The sequence below is a fragment of the Weissella cibaria KACC 11862 genome, assembly GCF_000193635.1.
GTDB lineage: Bacteria > Bacillota > Bacilli > Lactobacillales > Lactobacillaceae > Weissella > Weissella cibaria.
Genome location: NZ_AEKT01000035.1, coordinates 116,522 through 135,954, shown reverse-complemented (window position 1 = coordinate 135,954; position 19,433 = coordinate 116,522). Strand labels below are relative to the sequence as shown.

Genomic DNA, 19,433 nt, shown 5'->3' with positions numbered 1-19,433 from the left:
TATGGGCTTATATGCTAATTGGATAAACACCCCGGCTACGAACCGGGTATTGCAGGTTCGAGTCCTGCTAGGCCCATTAGTGAATCTCTGATTTACTAATGTTCATATAAAAATGAATATTGTTCGGGACGTAGCTCAGCTTGGTAGAGCACCTGGTTTGGGACCAGGGGGTCGCAGGTTCGAATCCTGTCGTCCCGATTATATAACGCAAGTTATAGATCGCGGTGTAGCTCAGCTGGCTAGAGCGTCCGGTTCATACCCGGGAGGTCGAGGGTTCGATCCCCCCCGCCGCGATTGACGGAAACGTCAGCCAATAAAATCATGCGGATGTAGTACAATGGCTAGTGCTCCAGCCTTCCAAGCTGGGAATGCGGGTTCGATTCCCGTCGTCCGCTTCAATGATTTACAACAGCATCACTTCGGTGGTGCTGTTTTTTTACATTCAAACCAGATGATGTCACTAGAAACTAGTGTTTTCTTCAAACGAACAGACTATAATCAGAGTAATTAGAACGGTAGGAGGGCACGTCATGAACGAACCACAACAACCATTTGATGATGACCAATTTATTCCAGTTGAATATACAGAATTGATTCGGCAATCATATGCTGAACAAGGCGGGTATAGCATGCCAGCGATTGATAAAACGGCATTGATGGTCAATCGGGCACTGGCGGTGTCGGTAAGTGATGATTTGGTCAAGGAATACCATGATGACGACACGGTAGATGATAATTTCGTCCGCATTTTTGTGCGACAAACCATTGACTATGGTTATATTTTAACGGATGAAGCGCCACGTGAATGGACGGCTGATAATCTATTCCAAGCGATGGGTATGACTTTGGGATATTTAGAAGTCGCACCTGAATTTGCTGGCATGTTAATCAATTTGTTAGAGTCAATTACTAAAAATCTAGTTGCGCGCGGGTTGATGCCGGCTGATTTCTTTACGCCCGATGTCCGTGCCTGGTTAATGGAGACTGTGCCACAGTACTTAGAGGATTTAGATGAATCTATGGACGAACCAATGGATGAAAGCGAAATCGAAGTCATGGAGCGCTTGATGGATGATTTGGGGTTAGAAATTTCACCTGAGGACTTAATGGAAACGAACGTCGATCTCGCCCAAGACACATCGGTTGATGATGATGATTTACGCGTCAAGTTCTTTTTTGAGGTTCTAAATGCGAGCGGTATTCCTGACTTATATCAGCAACATCGTAGTATCAAGCCAGCTGTTAAAAAGCATTTAGCGTATTTAGGCACGCACCAAGAATTGCTTGTTTTAACAGTCATGTACGCCTCAGCCATGCGTGAATGGCTTGAAACGCAAATTGAAATGGGTGACTGGTCACACACGGATTTCGTCGTACGTGATTTCTTTGATGACGTAAATGGCATGTTCTTACAGGATGTCATTACGATTGAAAATGATGAGGAAGTCATTCACTACACTGCCGAACTCAAAGCGTTGATTAGCGGGGTCTTAGCGCAAGAACCTGAGCCGATGGCCTATGTAGCTGAACAAGGGTCATCTGAACTACCAGCAGTTGAAAACCTGCAACGAGGCTTTATAACTGCTTTACGTGATCGTGATCAGCTAACAGGCGAAGGGTTGGATGTTGCCGAAGCTATCTTGAAGATTGTCTTGGACACCATTGCGGTGAAAACAGACGCGGACATTGCGACATTGCCAGTTGAAGCTGCAACCCAACTGTTGATTGAAAAATTCCATACCTTTGATTTGTTCGGTCTTGATGGCTTTGAATTTGTGGATGACGTCATCATTGAATTTGTGCGCTGGTTGGCTGAACGGGGGCTTGTGTCAGATGCAGTCATTGAACTTTGGGGAAATGCGATTGAAACGGCGCAGTTGCCGCGTTATATGTATGCGTTAGTTGCCGATGTGCAAGATTATTTGCATCTAAATGAAGTTGGTCAAACTGTAAGTCCAATATATTAAGAAACACTAATCCGACTCAAGGCGAGCAGGATTTTTTCATATATCTTTGCTATGGTATTAGTGGAGGTTTTTATGACAAAAATATTATTTATCCTTATTTTTATCGGCGACGTCCTCGCAACTCCGCTATTCGATAGTCACCCCATTTTTTTGATTGGCACGGCTGTTTTGGCGGCAGCTACTTTGTATGCACTATACGATATGCAATCTAATCGGGTGAACTACGCGATGACAGCGGTACTGTTGTTGCTTGCGGTTAGTTTATTCGTATTACACGGTGAGTCGGATTATTTAACGGTTCTAAACCGAGTAATGATGGCCCAAGTAGCCGTTTCGGCTATTTTGGCAGTCACGTATGCAGGCGTTCGGTCGCAAACAGCGTAGTGGTATAATCAATATCAGGTGGTTGAGCCTATTAACCGCCATGACAAAACAGGGAGTACGATTATGAAGTCATTCATTTTTGACGTCGACGGTACATTGCTAAGTACCGAAAGCATGTACATGAAGTCATTACAACAAACACTTGAAGAAAACGGCATTCACAAGGCCTACGAAGAATTGTATGCGATTTTCGGGCTACCATCACTGGATGCGTTGATTAAATTTGGCATCGAAAACCCAGAGGAGATGCAACGCCAATGGCAAGACCACTATCACGATTTTTGGGATGAGGTGCAATTGTTTGCTGGTGTAACGGACATGTTGGCTGATTTAAAGGCAACTGGTGTGCAATTAGGTATTGTCACATCAAACACGCCTGAAGAATTCGCAGATCATGCGGATGCGTTTGGCATTAACGGTTACTTCGATGACTTTGTATTTGCTGGTCAAACACCAAAAATGAAGCCAGCTGCGGACCCAATTTTAAAGTCAATGGCCGACTTGAAGGCGACACCTGAAACGTCGATTTACATTGGTGATTCCGTGCACGATATGCACGCGGCACATAATGCTGGCATTAAGTTCGGTATGGCTGCGTGGGGTGTGCGTGACCGCGCTGTCTTTAATGACGAAGCAGAGTTTATTTTTGAAACGCCTGCTGACATTTTAAAACTAGTTGATTAATCAAATCCTGGTTTCGCGATAGACAATCATTTGTTAGTCGTGAAACCAGGATTTTCTTTCGTTTAGGTATCGGTAAAGGAAGAATGTCCCGCTATCTTCCTTTATCCAATTAGTCGGTGTTATAATAAAGACTTAATTAAATGGAAAGAAGTGAAGATAATGGATAATCGCGCTATTGGTTACATCGATTCTGGTATCGGTGGGTTGACGGTCGTCAAACAAGCCTTGAAGCAAATTCCTGATGAACAAGTCTACTATGTGGGGGACACGGCACGTATGCCTTATGGTCCACGTCCACAAGAAGAAGTCCTTGGCTTCACTTGGCAAATGGTTCGCTACCTATTAAAAAAAGACATTAAGATGTTGGTGGTAGCCTGCAACACGGCAACGGCGGCAGCCTTACCGGACCTACAAGCAAAGCTAGACATCCCAGTTGTTGGTGTAATCCAACCTGGTGTTGATGCCGCTTTACGCAAGTCTGCAGATGGAGAAATTGGTGTGATTGCCACAGCTGGAACGGTTAAGTCATTGGCTTACTATAACGGTTTGTTGCAAGGAAACCGTGCAGCGAACGTGGTGCAATTAGCAGCACCCGAGTTCGTTGACGTGGCTGAAAATCACGATTACACGTCAGAATTCGCCCGCCAAGTGGTTAAGGAGAAGTTGTCATACTTCAAGAATCACCAAGTGGACACCCTAATTTTGGGATGCACGCACTTCCCACTAATGGAGAACTTTATTCAAGAAGCAATGGGACCACAGGTGACGTTGGTTAACTCAGGTGCCGAAACGATTTCAACGGTGGTTGAGTTCTTGGACAAGTTCGATTTGCGTCGTGCGAGTGCGAACCCAGCTGATCACAATGATGATGAGTACTTTACGACGGGTAGCGTGAAGCGTTTTGCCACGATTGGTGGACGCTGGTTGGATGATAAGGAAATGACAGTTAAGCACTTGGACATTATTGATGATACACTAGTGCTTAACGAAGATGTCACTGATTAAGTCTAACGGGGGATACGCATGGCTAAGTTAATTTTTGCTTCAAAGAACGAAGGCAAGGTCCGCGAGTTTCGTGAGTTTTTGACGCCGCTGGGGGTTGAAGTTGTCTCGTTGAACGAGTTGGAAAATGTGCCGACAATCATCGAGGATGGCAATACCTTCCAAGAAAATGCCACAATCAAGGCGGAAACCATCGCGAAAGCGTTTAATGTGCCAGTTGTGGCGGAAGATGCCGGTTTGACGGTCGATGCGTTAGACGGCGCACCTGGCGTCCACTCAGCGCGTTACGCTGGCGATCATGACGATGCGGCAAACAATGCCAAGTTGCTGCGTGAATTGGCAGATGTGGCAGATGCTGATCGCACGGCCTCGTTCCATGCTGTGATTGTGGCGATTAAGCCAGATGGCAAGCGATTAGTAGCCTCTGGTAAGGTCGATGGCCGTATTTTGCGGGCAGCACAAGGTAGTGATGGCTTTGGCTATGACCCACTCTTTTTCTACGAACCGTTTGGTAAGTCATTTGGCGAACTAACGCCGGCAGAGAAGAACGAGATTTCACATCGTGGGGCTGCTTTGCAACAATTTATGTCAGACTTTAATGCCTGGTGGGAGGATTAAGCAATGGATTATTTGATTATTTCTGATGCACACGGCGACCGTCAAATTTTGGTCGACGTGGTGGATCACTACCGTGGTAAGGTTAAGGCGATGTTTTACAATGGTGACTCTGAATTATCACGTTCAGACGAATTGTTTAACGACTTGATGCCAGTTATCGGCAACATGGACACTGATCCAATGTTCCCAGATGACCGTGATTATGCAGACGACAATTTCACGTTGTATCAAACACACGGTCACTTGGTACACACTGAGGTGTCATTAAACCAATTACGTGAAGTTGCTTCAGCAAAGGGTGTTGATGTCGTGACGTCAGGTCACACGCACGTCCTTGGAGCAGAAGAGATTGATGGTCGTTTGTTTATTAATCCTGGCTCAATTGCATTGCCAAAGGGTCAATATGCCTACTTGGGTGGTACGTATGCAATCTTGACGGTAGAACCAACCCAATTTATTGTACAGTTCTACACGCGTGATATGCAGCCTGTTGACGGGCTACGTTTTACGTTTAAGCGTTAATAGATGAAATATTAAAAGGCGTTAGCGAGTTGTTCGCTAGCGCCTTTTGTTTTTAGCCTTCTTCAATCTCCGTGACGTGACCATTATGGAGGTAACCGTCGTATGTGTTAAGTTGGTGACTGGCTGATGGTGTAATTAGCGAACGAAGACTTTCATCGGAAAAATCAGTTGTTCGACTGGCATGGTTCGCACCGTTTGTATTGTAGACAACCAAGGTTGGAAACTGAGTGACGCCCATTTCAGCGGCCATGTTGTGATCAGCACGGTAGGCTTGAATCGTTAAATCGCTGTTACGATCCTCTAAGAAGAGGGTTTGATCAGCTGCAATATCTGTAACGAGTCCCATGACGAATTCGTCGGTATAAGGTTGACCGCTGAAAATAGCGGTTTGGGCGGCTTCTAAGAAACGACGGGCAACTTTTTTTCCTTGGAATTGTAGTGCCTTAACGTCTAAAATGAAGCGATACATGGTTTGCGATAGCACTTGTTCTTGCTCAGGATGACCAAGCGCTACGGCGGTTTCATGGACGGATTGCATCGTCATCACAGGGACGACTTGCAAAGCGATTTTTTCTGTTGCTGTTGTTACGTATGACGCCAATTCCTTCTCGGTCTCTAAGCTATCACCGGAAAGTGGGTTCACGAAGTGGTACACCTCTAACATAATGAGCCACGACCTCCAAAACTATTTCTCTAAAATATCTGTGATAATATTAAACGTTTTACTAGGCGATTGTCTAATCGCAACGCCTAAAAATGTGCAACATTACCAATTCTTAAACCAGCTGCAATAGTTGTCATATTATCTATGAACATTTTGTGACTGATTTGTGTTTTTTCAACATGACTAAGAATAAATCAAAACCAAAATATTTGCTTGGATAATGTCTTAGAAATGCCAAATCGTTTGGTATAATAGAAACAGTGAGAAAAAATCGGGGGATTGACGACATGACACATAATGAATGGGACAAATTGTTACAGCCATACGTTCAGGCCGTTGACGAATTAAAGGTTAAGTTGCGCGGCATGCGAACGGAATTTGAGTTGGCCGGCATCAAGACACCCGTTGAATTCGTAACGGGGCGTGTGAAGGCAATTCCGGCCATTGAAGAAAAGTTGGTTCGCCGTCATATCGACATGGAACGCTTGGAACAAGACATGGAAGACCTAGCTGGTGTCCGTATTATGACGCAATTCACGGAAGACATTTTTAAAATCGTGGACTTGCTCCGTCAGCGTAAAGATATGGTTATTTTGGAAGAACGTGATTATGTCAGCAATGCGAAGCCATCTGGCTACCGTTCTTACCACATCGTAATTGAGTATCCCGTCCAATTGATCACGGGAGAGAAAAAGATTTTGGCAGAAATCCAAGTCCGCACAATGCAAATGAACGTATGGGCAACGATTGAACACGCAATTAATTATAAGTATGATGGTGACTATACACCGGAGATGACGGAGAAGCTTCGTGAAGTGGCTGAATTGAGCATTCGCGTCGACGAGTTATTCTCTGAATTACATAATGGTTTGGATAAACCAACAGATTAATTGTCAGCCACAAGGAAAGAAGACGAAATGAAACTCGCAATTTACAGTAATAATGGCGCACAGTCAAAGGCTGTTGTGGCTTTATTTAAAGAAAAATTGGCTGCACGCAATACCGATAAGATTGTCTTTGATGACGAGCATCCAGATGTTGTGATTTCAGTGGGCGGAGATGGTACCTTGCTTGGGGCTTTCCATCACTATGCCGATCAATTGGCTTTTGTGCGCTTTATTGGCGTGCATACTGGTCACTTGGGCTTTTATGCGGACTGGCAACATTTTGAAATTGACGAATTGATTGATAGTTTGGTCAATGATGAAGACGCTCGAACAGTTAAGTATCCCTTGTTGGAAGCGCACGTCCGGTATACTGACGGCCGAGAAGAACGCGTTCTTGCATTGAACGAAGCCGCCATTAAGCGACCATTGGGTACTTTGGTGGCAGATGTGTACATTCAAGGTGAGTTGTTTGAACGATTCCGTGGGGATGGTTTGACAGCGTCAACGCCAACTGGCTCAACCGCCTATAATAAGGCAATCGGCGGGGCAGTGATGCACCCAAGCTTGGATGCTATCCAATTAGCAGAAATTGCTTCGATTAACAGTCGGGTATTCCGAACACTTGGTTCACCATTGATTATTGGAAACCACGAAGTTATTCGGGTGCAACTAGAAAACGACGGCGCAGCGGTAACCCTTAGTTTCGATCATTTGAGCAAAATTGCCTCAAACATTGATTGGATTGAGTTCCGCGTGTCTAAAACAAAAATTCAGTTTGCTGAGTATCGACACATGCACTTCTGGCACCGTGTTCAGTCAAGCTTTATTGGTACGGAGGTAAAGTAATGGCCCAATTCAGTTGGATCAACCAAGGCGACGAAACGCTTAAAATTAAGACGTTCTTAGCCCAACGTGGTGTCTCACACCGCATGTTTTCCATTGTGAAGCGTGGTGGCGGGGCAGTGCTCCTTGCGGGTAAGCAAGTTCGGACCGTCGATGAGGTTAAGCCAGGTGATAAGGTCACGATTGTGATGCCACCTGAAGAATCAAATGACGTCGTTGCAATGTCAGATTTGCCAATCACGGTCTTATATGAAGACGAAAACTGGTTGGTTGTTGAAAAGGAAGCTGGCGTGACGTCAGTGCCGGGTAAAGCTGACCGTGAAACGACCATGGTTAACCGGGTTAAGGGCTACTTAGCCCGGTCTGGGGCTGAGGATTTAGTGCCCCACGTGGTAACGCGACTAGATCGCTTTACGTCGGGGGTTGCTTTGTTGGCCAAGCACCGTTTTGCCCATGGCTTGCTCGACAAGCAGTTGCAAACGCACTCAGTTGATAAGCGTTACTATGCAATTGTCGATGGCGATTTGCCAGATGATTACGGCTTTATCGATGCACCAATTGGTCGGATGGACGACGACTTTATTCGACGCGAAGTGCGTGAAGATGGGCGTCCTTCACAAACTGAGTACTGGGTTGTGAAGCGTTTTGGCAACCAAACGTTGGTCCGCGTGCAGTTGCACACTGGCCGTACACACCAAATTCGTGTGCACTTTAAGTATTTGGGTCACCCATTGATTGGGGATGAAATCTATGGTGGCCCAATGGATCGTGGTATTACACGCCAAGCGTTGCATGCTTATTGGTTACGCTTCTATGATCCATTTGCACAAGTTGAACGCACGACGCAAAGTGCATTGCCACAAGATATCGTGGCTGTTTTGGACGGCTATCAAGTCGAACCAGACGAAAATTAATTATTAAGAATGCGGGGAAAGAATCATGAACGACATGCTGGACGAAATTACAGATGAGATGCGTGATGAACTTTCCGAACAAGCTCATCACTTGGTCAATTATTTGGAACATGGTGAGAAAGAGGCGTTCTTGGACGGCTTTGACGAACTTCACGGTTACGACAAGGCCGTTTTTTATGTGACTTTGCCATCACAGCTCCGTCACCAAATTATCGAGTGGTTAACGCCAACTGAATTGGCGGAAGTCTTTGACGAAATTGAACCCGAAGACGTTGATATTAACGACTTGCTGGAGGAAATGTCACCACGTTATGCTGCCCAAATGCTGAACCAAATGTACACCGATAATTCGGTTGACTTGTTTGAAGACATGGACCAGCGTGAATTGGGGATGTATTTGGCGTTGATGCCGAAGGAAGATGCAGCTCAGATACGTCGGTTGTTGAATTACGAAGACGACACAGCTGGATCTTTGATGGGGACTGAGTTTGTCGCGATTAATCAAAAGCTGACAATCGGTCAGGCGATGACAGCGGTGAAGAAGGCTGCTCAGGAAGCCGAACAAATTACTTACATTTATGTCGTGGACGATGATGAAAAGCTTGTCGGCGTTATCTCATTGCGTTCTTTGATTGTTTGGCCGGACGAAGCCAAGGTTGCGGATGTGATGGATACAAACTTGATTACAGTGACGCCGAGTGATGACCAGGAGGACGTTGCCCGATTGATGGCCGACTATAATTTCGTGTCGATTCCAGTTGTGGTGAAAGACCACCTTGTTGGTACCATTACAGTCGATGATATCGTGGACGTTATTGATGAAGAGGCCGCGGAAGACTACTCTCGTTTGGCCGGTGTGGACGTTGTCACGTTGGAAGAGAATCCATTTAAATCCGCTGCTAAGCGTTTACCTTGGCTAGTTGGTTTGATTTTCTTGGGAATGGGAACGGCTTCAGTAATCAATAACTTTGAAGGTTTAGTGAGCCAAGCGTCGATTTTGGCAGTGTTCATCTCTTTGATTACGGGAACCGCCGGTAATGCTGGGACGCAGTCATTGGCCGTGTCAGTGCGTCGTTTAGCGTTGAAAGAAACAAGTTCGCTCATTAAGATGTTGATGACTGAGGTTTTGATTGGTGCCATGATTGGTGCAACGGCCGGTTTGACCATCTTTTTGGTTGTGTGGATTTGGAAAGCCAATATGCTCTTAGGTGTTGCGGTCGGTCTTGCGATGGGTGTGGCCATTCTGGTAGCGAATGTTGCAGGATCATTCATTCCGCTAGTAATGGATAAAATCGGGGTTGATCCAGCAGTTGCGTCGGGTCCGTTCATTTCAACGTTATCTGATTTGACATCCGTCATTATTTATTTCAACATCGCTGGCTTATTTATTAGTCACTTTGTGAGTGCGTAAAGTAGGACGTACGCTTATACTAAAAACATGATTTAAGTAAAACGGCTCAAATTGGGTCGTTTTTTGATTGGGAGATTGTGGGTTATGAAGAAGAAAATTGGCATCTTTCAGCTCTTTTTATTGGGTGTCTTAAGTGCCTTTTCACCACTGGCGATGGATTTATATTTGCCAGGGTTACCAGAGTTACAACAGGATTTACACACGTCAACGTCATTAGCGCAGTTGACGATTACAGCATCCTTGCTGGGTTTGGCACTCGGACAAGTGATCATTGGACCATTGTCTGACCGAATTGGCCGGCGGACACCGTTGCTGTGGGGCACGGTCTTATTCGGCCTGAGTTCGGCAACGATTGTTTTCGCACCGAACATTTGGGTGTTGATTATTTTACGGTTGATTCAGGGCTTGGCCGGTTCAACGGGGATTGTTTTGTCATTGGCGGTAATTACGGATTTATTTACTGGTAAGACTTTGACGAAGCAAATTGCGATTAATCAAACGATTAATGGCGTCTTTCCAGTCTTGGCGCCCGTGTTTGGTGGGGTGATCATTGCCATTGCGGACTGGCAGATGACATTCTGGGTTTTGGCAGTCTTGGGGCTGATCTTGTTTGTGAGCGTCTTGCTTGCCCTGCCGGAAACCTTGCCAGCTGAGAAGGCACAGGTAGCTGACCGTCCTTCTGTGGTGGGTGGTTTTGCACAATTATTTAAGCAACGTGAATTTGTGCTATATGCGCTTACACAGGCCTTTATGACGGCAGCATTGTTTGCATATATTTCTGGTTCATCATTCGTCTTGCAAAAGATTTTTGGCATGTCAGTGACGACTTTTGGGATTGTGTATGCGATTAATGGAGCTGGTATTGCACTCATGTCGAGTCTGGCTGGTCGCTGGGCGGTGAAGTTTGGTGAATATCGCGCACTCCGCTGGTTTATCCGAGCTGGCTTTTTAGGTGGAATCCTCTTGCTTGTGACGGCATTCTTGCCTAAGTCACTTTGGCTGATTTTGCCACCATTATTCTTAGTTGTGGCAACGGTCGGGGGTATTATTTCATTGACGACGGCGTTGGGGATGCAAGGGCAACAACAAAACGCGGGTTCAGCTTCAGCGTTGCTTGGACTAGCGCGTTATGCGTTGGGTGGACTGATGTCACCAATCGTCGGGCTTTTCGGCCAACACACGTACATGCCAATGGCGATATTAATTGTTGCGGTGCAATTGGTTGGTTTTATCATCTTTAGCCAAGTTAAAAAACAATAGAAAAATGGGTATCGACAACGCGGTCGATACCCATTTTTTTAGTTTGAACTAGGTTGTGGCATGAATGGCTTGAGCATATTGGCAAAATTCTCAAGATTCAAAGATTGAACGAGAACTTTTCCAGTGCCGTTAAACGTGTTGACCACACCTTCGCCCGTGCCGATTGAACTAATCAAACCACCACCTTCAAGGTGAATGTCATAAGTTAGTGACGTTTCCCAAGCGACAACGTGCGCATTATCGATGGTGAAGTCGTGGGCGTCTTGCAGGTCGATTTCCTTAATTGATCCGAACGCCGCAACGAGCAAAGTCCCTTCACCAGACGTCTTCATGACGAACAAACCACCTTGGCCACCTAGAATAGCGCGTCCAACTGATTGCCGTTCCATGCTGTATTGCACGGTACCGTCCATGGCTAAGAAAGCTGAGTCATTCAAGTAGTAGTTGCGACCAGGCGTAACTTCCAAGGCTTGAATCGTACCAGGCACGGCGGGGGCCAAAGCTAGATCACCACCCTTAGCACCGGCTGAGACTTCGGTAATGAAGACTGATTCGCCACTGACCATGGCACGTCCGGCGGCACGCAATAGCTTACCAATACCTGAACCGCCATTTGCGTTTAGACGACCCTTTAGTTGGGTGTCGCCAGTGTGATAAACCATCGCACCACTTTGAATGCGAACTGTTTCGTTGGGTAACAAGTTTTATGTCACCAGTGGAAATTGCATATTTGCCTCAATATTGTAATCCATTGTGATAACCCCTCAATATTATTTGATACTTATAGTCTACCTGAAATGCGGGTTTAATGCAGGCGTCAGCTGTCAAAAATATTTGATAAAAAAATGGCACTTTTTACGTGCATTGTTTTTGGTAGTTGGTTATTATGTGTACATAAAGTAAATGACATAAAAATTTTTAAACATAAAAAGAGGGCAGAAGTAATGCAAACTCACCACATTTCACTATTGACTGGCGATGCTAAGTTGAACGCTGATTACTACGTTGGCGTTTTGGGCATGCGTTTCATCAAGAACTCAGTTAACCAAGCTAACCCACGTAACCGTCACGTTTACTATGGTGACTTCATGGGAACACCAGGAACGGTTATCACGTTCTTCCCAATCGACGATTTGCGCGACCGTACTGACGGTAAGATGTTCTTCTCAGGTATTCACTACTCAATTCCTGAGGGATCAACGCAATACTGGTTGGACCGTTTTGCCGAAAAGGGCTTGAAGGCTGAAGTTGACGCTATGGGACGTATCCGTACGGCTGACTTTGAAGACTTGCCAATCCGTATGCAAGAAACTGAGGGTAAGAACTTTGACTGGCACATCAACTACATGTCAGATGTTCCGGCTGAGTTCCAAATCACTGGCGTAATCGGTGCTGAATTGCACGTACCAGATGTTGCTGCAACGGGTCGTTTCTTCGAAGAGTTGTTGGAAATCCCAGTTAAGGGTAACATCATTGATTTGGATGGTGTTGAAGCAATCGAATTGGTACAAACTGCTGAAGATGCACCTAACTCACGCTTTGGTAAGGGTTCAACTGACCACTACGCTTTGGGTGTTGAGTCAGAAGAAGATTTGAAGTACTACTGGGAGCGTGCAAAGGCCTTGGGCTTCAAGCGTGAAGTCTTCATCGACCGTGGTTACTTCCGTTCAGCTTACTTCATCGAGCCTGGTGGAAACCGTATCGAATTGGCAACGACTAACCCAGGATTTACGTTGGATGAGTCATTGTTCGACTTGGGTACGACGTTTGCTTTGCCACCACGTTTCGAAGCTTCACGTCAAGAATTGCTTGACCACTACGCTAAGAAGGGTGTCTTCTTTGACGAAGTAAAGCCATACACAGGAACTGGTCACTTGGAGAACGGCGGCAAGATCCGCGCCATCCACGATGAGAACGGAAACACGCGCAACGATTAATAAAAGCCTATTATACCGGCGTTTGTGGCCGTTCGTGTCACAATATGTCACCAAAACTAGGTGAAAATGATTTTAGAGAGGATTGCATCTGACGGTGCAATCCTTTTTTGTATATTAGTGAATATATTATGTAAGTTGTAGTCAAATACTAAGTGATTAATTGCGTTCTGATCCATTTTTGGCACCTGTTCAAGGTGATGTTAATGAAGAGTGGCTAAAACGTTTTGAGATGTATTCAACTGGCACTTTTTTGAGTCAGTTACGATACATGAGTGTGTCGTAATTCATGAACTTTGACTTGCTTAACAGAGATTACGTTGAAAAATGAACGAGGTGTGTTATTATAAATGCATACAAAAAGCCCGCCGAAGGGGCAAGCTTCAGCGGACGACAGGTTCCTAGGAATTGATTGATTAAGTGCCTATCACTGACGTGGTGGGCGCTTTTCTTTTGTCTCGAAGTTCACTCGTTTGATTGCGACGTATAACGTAGCAATGGCTCGAATGATTTTCGGCGATGTTAAGATAAGCACGATCAGCGCAGCCCAAGGACTGGCCTCAACGAAACTAACCATACAATACCCTCTGGATAATCTTAGGAAACATGTTGTTTACCCTCCTTGGTTCCTAGTAAGTTACTGAAGGTGGGCAGGGACGTTATGAACCTAGACACACTGCCGCGGTTGCGCAGGGGATCAATCCTTTGCAACCACGGTATCTAGTATGAATTAGTTTGAGGGCACTGTAAACAGGATAACAAATGTAGAATTTCTTAATCTTGAACAAGAAGATTTCTAAAAAGTAATCAATATAGACAATACAATTAATCGTTACTCGGGATAACATAGATTATGTAAACTAGAAAGCGGTTATTGTTGACCAGCTAAAGTTAACCTGGCATAATATAGACAATTAAAAGAACACGAGGTAAGGTCCATTGCGCAATTAAGCTGATTTCAAGTTGATAGATACTATCGGTGAGATTGGTTTTAGTGTGGACTTTTGCGTGTGTCAACAAACATGCTTTTTGAAGTGCCTTCAATCTCATCGTCATCGAGATTGGAGGCTTTTATGCTACAAGGACAAATTCAAAATCTTACTAAGCAGATTAATGGCGATACGCTATTCGAAATTGATCATATCACGATTCCGCAGACAGGCATTGTTGCCATCGTTGGTGAGAACGGTGCAGGCAAGACAACGCTGCTAAACATACTACGAGGAGTGGACACAGATTATTCCGGCACCGTCACATTACCAGGTTTTATGGCTTTTGTGCCACAAATTAATACGGTAGATGGGGAGTCTGGTGGTGAAATGACGAGACGACTGATTAGTGAAGCATTAGTCAGTCGACCAGATGTTTTAATTCTCGACGAGCCAACATCACATTTGGATACCGCACATCAAGCGTGGTTAATTAAGTCACTTCGCCATTTTAAGGGGTTGGTAATTTTAGTCTCGCACAACCGGGCGTTTCTGCGTGAAGTTGCAATGACGGTTTGGTCTTTTGAAAATGGGAAGGTCACCGCTTTCAATGGCAACTATGAGGGATATTTAGCTGAGGTGGCTGCTAAGCGCGATGCTCAAATGCAAGCCTACAAAGCGTACGTTTCGGAGAAAAGTCGCTTATCGCAGCGCGCTAGAGAGGCTGGCGAACGGTCTGCCCGGGCCAAGAAAATTAATCCGCACAAGCATAGTCGGGCCGAAGTTGAATCAATCAAGAATAATTCAAATGGCATTGAAAAAGGTTTTGCGCAACAACGCAAAGCTTTCAATAGTCGTCTAAACCGGTTAAACAAAGTTGAGAAGCCTCTATCAGAGACAAAATTGACGTTACAAAAGCCAGTGATGGTGCGCCCAGGTAAGCCGGTTATCACCGCATTGGATGTAACGGTGTCACAAGGTGAACGGGAATTAATCCAGCATGTGACACTCAAGGTTGAGACCGGTCATCGCGTAGCAATTGTGGGCAAAAATGGATCAGGTAAAACGACGCTAATTAATCGTTTGTTGCAGGGCGGCCTGGGCAAATATCATGCAGACGACTGATGAATCAGAACAGATTGCTCGTAACTTTTTAGGGGCAATGGGGATTCGGTTAGAACAGGTTAATGAATTGGTTGGCGATATGAGTGGCGGTGAACGTGTTCGTGTCGCGCTGGTCAAAGCTTTACTACAAGCTAGTGATTTATTAATTCTTGATGAACCAACGAATTATTTAGATATTCCGGCGTTAGAGGCCTTGACTGCGTATCTGCAGACGACGAAACAAGCCGTCGTTTTCGTCTCCCATGATGCCCAATTCGTGAGAGATGTTGCAACTGAGGTCTTTGAGATTAGCGAAGGAAGTCTGTTCAAGCACACAAACTAATTTTTTACACTGACAGAATTTAATAAATATTATCCAAAAGTCACGTTTTAACAACGCGACTTTTTCTTTTTATAAATTAAGTTTGCACATTTTATTTAACATTGTTAAAGTTAAATAAACAATGTTAAAGGAGCGCAGTGATGGAATGGTTTTTAGAGTTGAGTACTGAAGATCAGGAATTTGTAAAACAATTGGTACTTTCTTCTGGGTCACTAAAACAATTAGCAAAGATATATGATGTGAGTTACCCAACTGTTAGAACAAGGTTGAATATGGTCATTCAGACCATTAATTTAATTGATAGTAAACAAGCTAATAGTTTTGAAGGCCGCATTATGAAGATGGTGATTGCGGAAAAAATATCGTTGGATGTTGCAAAGGAAATTATTTCGGATTATCGGGAGGCAAATAAATGAGTGATTTTAAAGGACTAATGATGGGGATGTTAATAGCGGCAGTTATTTATCTGGCGGATCGCTATTTGCCAAAATGGTTTGGGGCTGTACCAAGTGTATTATTTGCCGTGCTTGTTGGTTATTTGGTGATTTTCTATCATACGTCATTCTTCAGTGCATTAACACCGCTGCTAGCTGGTGAAGCAATTTTAAATGGTATTTGGCTAAGTAGCTTGGATGCCCGTAAGAAGAAAGTTCAACAGGAACTGGAACGAATGAAGGCCAAAGATTTATCGTAATAATATTCAAAATAGTGTTGTGACGGAAGCGTTAAATTAAAAAACACTTATTCATAAAATTGAACCAGTGTCATAGCGATTATTTACGAATGAAAGTTGCATCAGCGTCTGGTATGCCATCCTCATCGGATAAGTATCGTTCAACACGCATATGTAAATCATATTTTTCTCGTAGACGTGCAATTTCAGCCATCATTGGAGAGGCGTGGTGCACGTCAATGGCGGCCTGATTTTGCCAGGCGTCAATCAAAAGGATCGTTTCAGAATCATTAAGCGGTTGAAAATACTCGTAACGTTCATTACCAGGCATGGCGCGGATTTGGGCTACGACACCCGTTTCAAGCATCTCTTTTGCAAAAGCCTGCGCTGCACCGTTGGTACCGGTGTAATATAAATTAACGGTGACTGTCATATTGAATCTCCAGTTTCTGTAGTAAAAAATTAAATTCATTATTGCAAGATAGTTGAAAAAAGGCAATTTGCAGCTGTTGATTGGTCAAATTTTGAGAGGTAATAAGGCAAAAAACGTTAAAATTTAGCCTGGCAGCTGGCAATAAAGTATCAGTAGCCACTATTCCTTCATATTTATATGATTATATGAATATATTGATGAAATATATCATATGAGAGGAATGGCATGAAAACAATTTTGTTACTATTGATTGGTTTTGCGGGTGCATTTGTAGCGGTGACGCATACTGATGACGTATTAGCCCCCGATAAGCCGACTATCCAGAATATCTTACCGGTGAACCGGACTGAGCGGGCGCTGGTGTTGGATGCACGAAAACATGGCTTGGATTACGCACTAAGTATCGTGGAGAATCGGACTGGGCGGGTTACAGATGATAAATATTGGCTGCTTAAAGATCCTCATGGTGGTGGTTATTGGGGTGATTATAATAGCGATCCAACCCATGACGGGGTTAAGCGGTACAAAACCGTCGCTGGCAAAGAAGTATTGGAAGTAATCAAAATTTACGAGGCGCCGGATGCGACAACGCTAGAGAAAGCAAAACGGGTGTTGGCGTTATACTGTCGGTAGACTGTCTTGGTTTCGTGCGTAAACGTGATTTTGCGTTGACTATAAAAATGTAGAGGTGCCGTCCAAGTTGTCTGTGCTATTATGGTAAAACATGATTGGAGGAGCGACTCAGATGTACACCAGAGAACAGTTGATCGCGCTGGTACAAGACCATGCGGCGACTCATGAAACGTATCCATTTAACAAAACCAATTCACATGAGACAATTATTTGGACAGTTATGAAGCATAATGCCAGTAACAAAATTACGGCTATGATTTTTGAACGTGAGGCGGTGTTGTATTTGACGTTGAAATTAACGCCGGACCACGTTGATGAGATGATTAAAACGCGCGGGATTACCCGTGCTTATCATATGAATAAGCGGCATTGGATTACGATTGCGGTTAACGCTACTGATGCGACAAAACAAGAAATGTTAGGGATGTTGGCCGAAAGCGAACGCCTAACAAAACAGTAGGAGGCCAATGATGTTAAAAAATATGAACACGTGGTCGAAAAATTTACTGTATTTAATGGTGATTTTCGCAGTTCCGACACTTGTAATTCGCCACAATTTTGCTGAGTTGTTGTTCTACTTAGCAATTGCCTTAGTGGCCGTGATTATGTCGTTAGCACCTAATTGGGGAGGAGCAGTCATTAGTGCTGTTTTGTTTGGTGTGCTAACCGAGGTGTTTGACTGGGTTTCGTATGCAAACTGGTATTGGCCTTCATTTTTAACATATCTGGCAATCGGTGGCGTTCTTGCGGCAGGGTTGGCGTGGCGTCAGCGCCGAGAAACTCATTTCACTAATTAATTTACTAATATTAATAACAAAGAAAAGGGCTACCAATTCATTTTGGTAGCCCTTTTGCGTAGCACTATTTAATTGGGAGTTCATTCTCCAAATAATGGATAAATTCCTCATGCAAGGGGGTTAGTAAGGGAGTGTGCTTCCAAATCATAGTCCCTGTTGAAATGTTTTCAGGGGTAAACGGTTTGAATAGTAACTCAGGGACATTGATCACCCCAGCGATACCAACCAAGAGGAGCTGGTCGTCAACTAATGGATACATGCGGGCATTACCAATCAGATTATACTTCATGCGAATATTCAGCTGCGATGCTTTCAAGCCGAGTTCTTCTACTAAGGAATCGTTAAACGAGGACTGCCTTGAAATCGCGACGGGGTATTGGGTGAGTTGTTCAGCTGTGATTGCTGGCTCACTGGCCAGGGGATGATGCCGGTTGATAAAGACCCCACGAACATCCGCATCTGGAAAGTCGAGGTAGTCATAAGAAGCTTTTTGCGTGAAATCAAGAGCAAATAGGAAGTCGAGTTCGCCTTGATTAAGGCGAGCCAGTAAGTCAGTTGTTGAGCCAGAAATTAAAGTAATTGTGACGTTAGGGTAGTCACGTTGCAATTTAGAAATTGCCTGGATAACGTGATCGAACATCACTGTTTCAGCCGCACCAATCGTGATAACACCGGCAATCGCTTCCTTGGATTGTAAATTGGTAACGGTTTTGTCAGCAATTGCAATCATGTCTTCAGCTTGTTTGACCAGGTAGATACCTTCAGGGGTTAGCGTGACAGGCTTATGTTCACGGTTAATCAGTTGCACACCGAGTTCAGTTTCAAGCAGTTTTAACTGACGTGATAAAGCAGGTTGTGTCACGTTTAACTGAGCCGCAGCGGCGGTTAATGTGCCAGTGCGTGCAACAGCTAGGAAATATCTTAAAACGCGCAATTCCATATTATTACCTCTCGTTATAGTTTGTTATAAAAACAAAGCATTAGTAATAAAAAGTATAACGCACTACACTTGAGATACAAGGGAGGTGGCTAAGATGACACTAACATCAGAACAAGTTAACGACTTTAGTCGGGCAGATGATTTTCATATTGCGCCTTATCGAGCTGATGGTCGCACGCCGGGGACACCAACATGGATTTGGTCGGTCGTTGTCGACGATGAGTTATACGTTCGCGCCTGGAATGGGTTGCAATCACGTTGGTACGGATCAGCAAAGAGCCAAGGGGCGGGTGAAATCACCATCGCTGGTCAGACGTATCGCGTCGCCTTTGAACTCATTTCGGGGGCTGGCTATGAGCAACTTCAGGCGGCAATTGATACTGCCTATCAGACAAAGTATGCGGACAGCGCCTATATGCCACCAATGTTGGGTGCCGGACCACGTGAGGCGACGGTCCGTGTGATTTTGAAAGAACGAGGAGCATGAACAT

Annotated in this window: 24 protein-coding genes and 4 tRNA genes; 24 read left to right on the top strand and 4 right to left on the bottom strand. The window is 44.6% G+C overall.

Translation table 11 applies throughout. The features are described 5' to 3' along the window. Positions 1-3 precede the first annotated feature (3 nt). From ESE_RS0108500 to ESE_RS0108455, 10 genes are all read left to right on the top strand, one after another. Positions 4-76, top strand: a tRNA-Arg gene (locus tag ESE_RS0108500). Between the two features lie 48 nt (positions 77-124). Continuing rightward, positions 125-198: transfer RNA gene (locus ESE_RS0108495), tRNA-Pro, on the top strand. A 22-nt stretch (positions 199-220) separates the two neighbouring features. Next, positions 221-294 (top strand) — tRNA-Met (locus tag ESE_RS0108490). Between the two features lie 29 nt (positions 295-323). Then, positions 324-395 (top strand) — tRNA-Gly (locus tag ESE_RS0108485). Positions 396-530: 135 nt separating this feature from the next. Then, positions 531-1,967, top strand: coding sequence for a hypothetical protein (locus ESE_RS0108480; protein ID WP_010373852.1), 1,437 nt, complete (start codon positions 531-533; stop codon positions 1,965-1,967). Positions 1,968-2,039: 72 nt separating this feature from the next. After that, positions 2,040-2,351 (top strand): hypothetical protein, encoded by a 312-nt coding sequence (locus ESE_RS0108475; RefSeq protein WP_010373850.1) that lies wholly within the window; start codon positions 2,040-2,042, stop codon positions 2,349-2,351. 63 nt (positions 2,352-2,414) lie between these two features. Continuing rightward, a complete protein-coding gene (locus ESE_RS0108470; protein WP_010373848.1) occupies positions 2,415-3,035 on the top strand; it encodes an HAD family hydrolase in 621 nt (206 codons plus the stop codon). 159 nt (positions 3,036-3,194) lie between these two features. Then, positions 3,195-4,040, top strand: a complete 846-nt coding sequence (gene racE, locus ESE_RS0108465) for a glutamate racemase (protein ID WP_010373846.1) — start codon at positions 3,195-3,197, stop codon at positions 4,038-4,040. An 18-nt stretch (positions 4,041-4,058) separates the two neighbouring features. Continuing rightward, positions 4,059-4,655 (top strand): XTP/dITP diphosphatase, encoded by a 597-nt coding sequence (locus ESE_RS0108460; protein WP_010373844.1) that lies wholly within the window; start codon positions 4,059-4,061, stop codon positions 4,653-4,655. A gap of 3 nt (positions 4,656-4,658) precedes the next feature. After that, entirely contained in the window at positions 4,659-5,177 is a 519-nt protein-coding gene (locus ESE_RS0108455) for a YfcE family phosphodiesterase (RefSeq protein WP_010373842.1), read from the top strand. 52 nt (positions 5,178-5,229) lie between these two features. Here the strand turns inward: ESE_RS0108455 and ESE_RS0108450 are convergent, their stop codons facing one another. After that, the gene (locus ESE_RS0108450; protein WP_010373840.1) at positions 5,230-5,841 is read right to left on the bottom strand and encodes a DsbA family protein; all 612 of its coding nucleotides are present in this window, start codon (positions 5,839-5,841) and stop codon (positions 5,230-5,232) included. A gap of 287 nt (positions 5,842-6,128) precedes the next feature. Here ESE_RS0108450 and ESE_RS0108445 point away from each other — a divergent pair, with 287 nt between their 5' ends. The 5 genes from ESE_RS0108445 (at position 6,129) to ESE_RS0108425 (ending at position 11,156) form a co-directional block, all read left to right on the top strand. Next, positions 6,129-6,731: a GTP pyrophosphokinase gene (locus ESE_RS0108445; protein WP_010373838.1), complete on the top strand. Its 603-nt coding sequence runs from the start codon at positions 6,129-6,131 to the stop codon at positions 6,729-6,731. A gap of 27 nt (positions 6,732-6,758) precedes the next feature. Then, positions 6,759-7,574, top strand: coding sequence for an NAD kinase (locus ESE_RS0108440; RefSeq protein WP_010373835.1), 816 nt, complete (start codon positions 6,759-6,761; stop codon positions 7,572-7,574). After that, positions 7,574-8,485 carry an RluA family pseudouridine synthase gene (locus ESE_RS0108435; protein WP_010373833.1) on the top strand — a complete coding sequence of 304 codons (912 nt, stop codon included), beginning with the start codon at positions 7,574-7,576 and terminating at the stop codon, positions 8,483-8,485. Before ESE_RS0108440 ends, ESE_RS0108435 begins: the two co-directional genes overlap by 1 nt. Positions 8,486-8,510: 25 nt before the next feature. Next, entirely contained in the window at positions 8,511-9,896 is a 1,386-nt protein-coding gene (gene mgtE / locus ESE_RS0108430; RefSeq protein ID WP_010373831.1) for a magnesium transporter, read from the top strand. A gap of 84 nt (positions 9,897-9,980) precedes the next feature. Continuing rightward, positions 9,981-11,156 carry a multidrug effflux MFS transporter gene (locus ESE_RS0108425; RefSeq protein WP_010373829.1) on the top strand — a complete coding sequence of 392 codons (1,176 nt, stop codon included), beginning with the start codon at positions 9,981-9,983 and terminating at the stop codon, positions 11,154-11,156. 38 nt (positions 11,157-11,194) lie between these two features. Here the strand turns inward: ESE_RS0108425 and ESE_RS11585 are convergent, their stop codons facing one another. Continuing rightward, positions 11,195-11,857, bottom strand: coding sequence for a TIGR00266 family protein (locus ESE_RS11585; protein WP_010373826.1), 663 nt, complete (start codon positions 11,855-11,857; stop codon positions 11,195-11,197). A 243-nt stretch (positions 11,858-12,100) separates the two neighbouring features. Here ESE_RS11585 and ESE_RS0108415 point away from each other — a divergent pair, with 243 nt between their 5' ends. The 5 genes from ESE_RS0108415 (at position 12,101) to ESE_RS0108390 (ending at position 16,160) form a co-directional block, all read left to right on the top strand. After that, entirely contained in the window at positions 12,101-13,093 is a 993-nt protein-coding gene (locus tag ESE_RS0108415; protein ID WP_010373824.1) for a VOC family protein, read from the top strand. A 1,070-nt stretch (positions 13,094-14,163) separates the two neighbouring features. After that, positions 14,164-15,144, top strand: coding sequence for an ATP-binding cassette domain-containing protein (locus ESE_RS0108405; RefSeq protein WP_010373820.1), 981 nt, complete (start codon positions 14,164-14,166; stop codon positions 15,142-15,144). Next, the gene (locus tag ESE_RS11580; protein ID WP_010373818.1) at positions 15,131-15,466 is read left to right on the top strand and encodes an ATP-binding cassette domain-containing protein; all 336 of its coding nucleotides are present in this window, start codon (positions 15,131-15,133) and stop codon (positions 15,464-15,466) included. Before ESE_RS0108405 ends, ESE_RS11580 begins: the two co-directional genes overlap by 14 nt. Positions 15,467-15,606: 140 nt before the next feature. Continuing rightward, the gene (locus tag ESE_RS0108395; RefSeq protein WP_010373816.1) at positions 15,607-15,882 is read left to right on the top strand and encodes a DUF2089 family protein; all 276 of its coding nucleotides are present in this window, start codon (positions 15,607-15,609) and stop codon (positions 15,880-15,882) included. After that, positions 15,879-16,160 carry a hypothetical protein gene (locus ESE_RS0108390; RefSeq protein WP_010373814.1) on the top strand — a complete coding sequence of 94 codons (282 nt, stop codon included), beginning with the start codon at positions 15,879-15,881 and terminating at the stop codon, positions 16,158-16,160. The genes ESE_RS0108395 and ESE_RS0108390 overlap by 4 nt, the downstream gene beginning before the upstream one ends. A gap of 79 nt (positions 16,161-16,239) precedes the next feature. On the opposite strand, the gene ESE_RS0108385 is transcribed toward ESE_RS0108390, so the two are convergent. Further along, a complete protein-coding gene (locus tag ESE_RS0108385; protein WP_010373813.1) occupies positions 16,240-16,572 on the bottom strand; it encodes an antibiotic biosynthesis monooxygenase family protein in 333 nt (110 codons plus the stop codon). A 225-nt stretch (positions 16,573-16,797) separates the two neighbouring features. On the opposite strand from ESE_RS0108385, the gene ESE_RS0108380 reads away from it, so the two are divergent. From ESE_RS0108380 to ESE_RS0108370, 3 genes are all read left to right on the top strand, one after another. Then, positions 16,798-17,205 carry a hypothetical protein gene (locus ESE_RS0108380; protein WP_010373812.1) on the top strand — a complete coding sequence of 136 codons (408 nt, stop codon included), beginning with the start codon at positions 16,798-16,800 and terminating at the stop codon, positions 17,203-17,205. A gap of 112 nt (positions 17,206-17,317) precedes the next feature. Next, positions 17,318-17,665, top strand: coding sequence for an MmcQ/YjbR family DNA-binding protein (locus ESE_RS0108375; RefSeq protein ID WP_010373811.1), 348 nt, complete (start codon positions 17,318-17,320; stop codon positions 17,663-17,665). Positions 17,666-17,672: 7 nt separating this feature from the next. After that, positions 17,673-18,002, top strand: coding sequence for a hypothetical protein (locus ESE_RS0108370; protein ID WP_137636364.1), 330 nt, complete (start codon positions 17,673-17,675; stop codon positions 18,000-18,002). Between the two features lie 64 nt (positions 18,003-18,066). Here ESE_RS0108370 and ESE_RS0108365 read toward each other — a convergent pair whose 3' ends face one another. Continuing rightward, complete coding sequence (locus tag ESE_RS0108365; protein WP_010373809.1) at positions 18,067-18,942, bottom strand: LysR family transcriptional regulator; 876 nt, start codon at positions 18,940-18,942, stop codon at positions 18,067-18,069. Between the two features lie 94 nt (positions 18,943-19,036). On the opposite strand from ESE_RS0108365, the gene ESE_RS0108360 reads away from it, so the two are divergent. Beyond that, on the top strand, positions 19,037-19,429 hold the full coding sequence (locus tag ESE_RS0108360; protein WP_010373808.1) for a DUF2255 family protein: 393 nt from the start codon (positions 19,037-19,039) through the stop codon (positions 19,427-19,429). Positions 19,430-19,433 lie beyond the last annotated feature (4 nt).

Coding starts and splice junctions, on each gene's coding strand:
- ESE_RS0108370 (WP_137636364.1), top strand. CDS start 17,673: ATGATGTTAAAAAATATGAACACGTGGTCGAAAAATTTACTGTATTTA.
- ESE_RS0108360 (WP_010373808.1), top strand. CDS start 19,037: ATGACACTAACATCAGAACAAGTTAACGACTTTAGTCGGGCAGATGAT.
- ESE_RS0108470 (WP_010373848.1), top strand. CDS start 2,415: ATGAAGTCATTCATTTTTGACGTCGACGGTACATTGCTAAGTACCGAA.
- ESE_RS0108365 (WP_010373809.1), bottom strand. CDS start 18,942: ATGGAATTGCGCGTTTTAAGATATTTCCTAGCTGTTGCACGCACTGGC.
- ESE_RS0108395 (WP_010373816.1), top strand. CDS start 15,607: ATGGAATGGTTTTTAGAGTTGAGTACTGAAGATCAGGAATTTGTAAAA.
- ESE_RS11580 (WP_010373818.1), top strand. CDS start 15,131: ATGCAGACGACTGATGAATCAGAACAGATTGCTCGTAACTTTTTAGGG.
- ESE_RS0108375 (WP_010373811.1), top strand. CDS start 17,318: ATGTACACCAGAGAACAGTTGATCGCGCTGGTACAAGACCATGCGGCG.
- ESE_RS0108425 (WP_010373829.1), top strand. CDS start 9,981: ATGAAGAAGAAAATTGGCATCTTTCAGCTCTTTTTATTGGGTGTCTTA.
- ESE_RS0108480 (WP_010373852.1), top strand. CDS start 531: ATGAACGAACCACAACAACCATTTGATGATGACCAATTTATTCCAGTT.
- ESE_RS0108390 (WP_010373814.1), top strand. CDS start 15,879: ATGAGTGATTTTAAAGGACTAATGATGGGGATGTTAATAGCGGCAGTT.
- ESE_RS0108445 (WP_010373838.1), top strand. CDS start 6,129: ATGACACATAATGAATGGGACAAATTGTTACAGCCATACGTTCAGGCC.
- ESE_RS0108450 (WP_010373840.1), bottom strand. CDS start 5,841: ATGTTAGAGGTGTACCACTTCGTGAACCCACTTTCCGGTGATAGCTTA.
- ESE_RS0108435 (WP_010373833.1), top strand. CDS start 7,574: ATGGCCCAATTCAGTTGGATCAACCAAGGCGACGAAACGCTTAAAATT.
- ESE_RS0108460 (WP_010373844.1), top strand. CDS start 4,059: ATGGCTAAGTTAATTTTTGCTTCAAAGAACGAAGGCAAGGTCCGCGAG.
- ESE_RS0108415 (WP_010373824.1), top strand. CDS start 12,101: ATGCAAACTCACCACATTTCACTATTGACTGGCGATGCTAAGTTGAAC.
- ESE_RS0108405 (WP_010373820.1), top strand. CDS start 14,164: ATGCTACAAGGACAAATTCAAAATCTTACTAAGCAGATTAATGGCGAT.
- ESE_RS0108475 (WP_010373850.1), top strand. CDS start 2,040: ATGACAAAAATATTATTTATCCTTATTTTTATCGGCGACGTCCTCGCA.
- racE (WP_010373846.1), top strand. CDS start 3,195: ATGGATAATCGCGCTATTGGTTACATCGATTCTGGTATCGGTGGGTTG.
- ESE_RS0108455 (WP_010373842.1), top strand. CDS start 4,659: ATGGATTATTTGATTATTTCTGATGCACACGGCGACCGTCAAATTTTG.
- ESE_RS0108440 (WP_010373835.1), top strand. CDS start 6,759: ATGAAACTCGCAATTTACAGTAATAATGGCGCACAGTCAAAGGCTGTT.
- ESE_RS0108385 (WP_010373813.1), bottom strand. CDS start 16,572: ATGACAGTCACCGTTAATTTATATTACACCGGTACCAACGGTGCAGCG.
- ESE_RS0108380 (WP_010373812.1), top strand. CDS start 16,798: ATGAAAACAATTTTGTTACTATTGATTGGTTTTGCGGGTGCATTTGTA.
- mgtE (WP_010373831.1), top strand. CDS start 8,511: ATGAACGACATGCTGGACGAAATTACAGATGAGATGCGTGATGAACTT.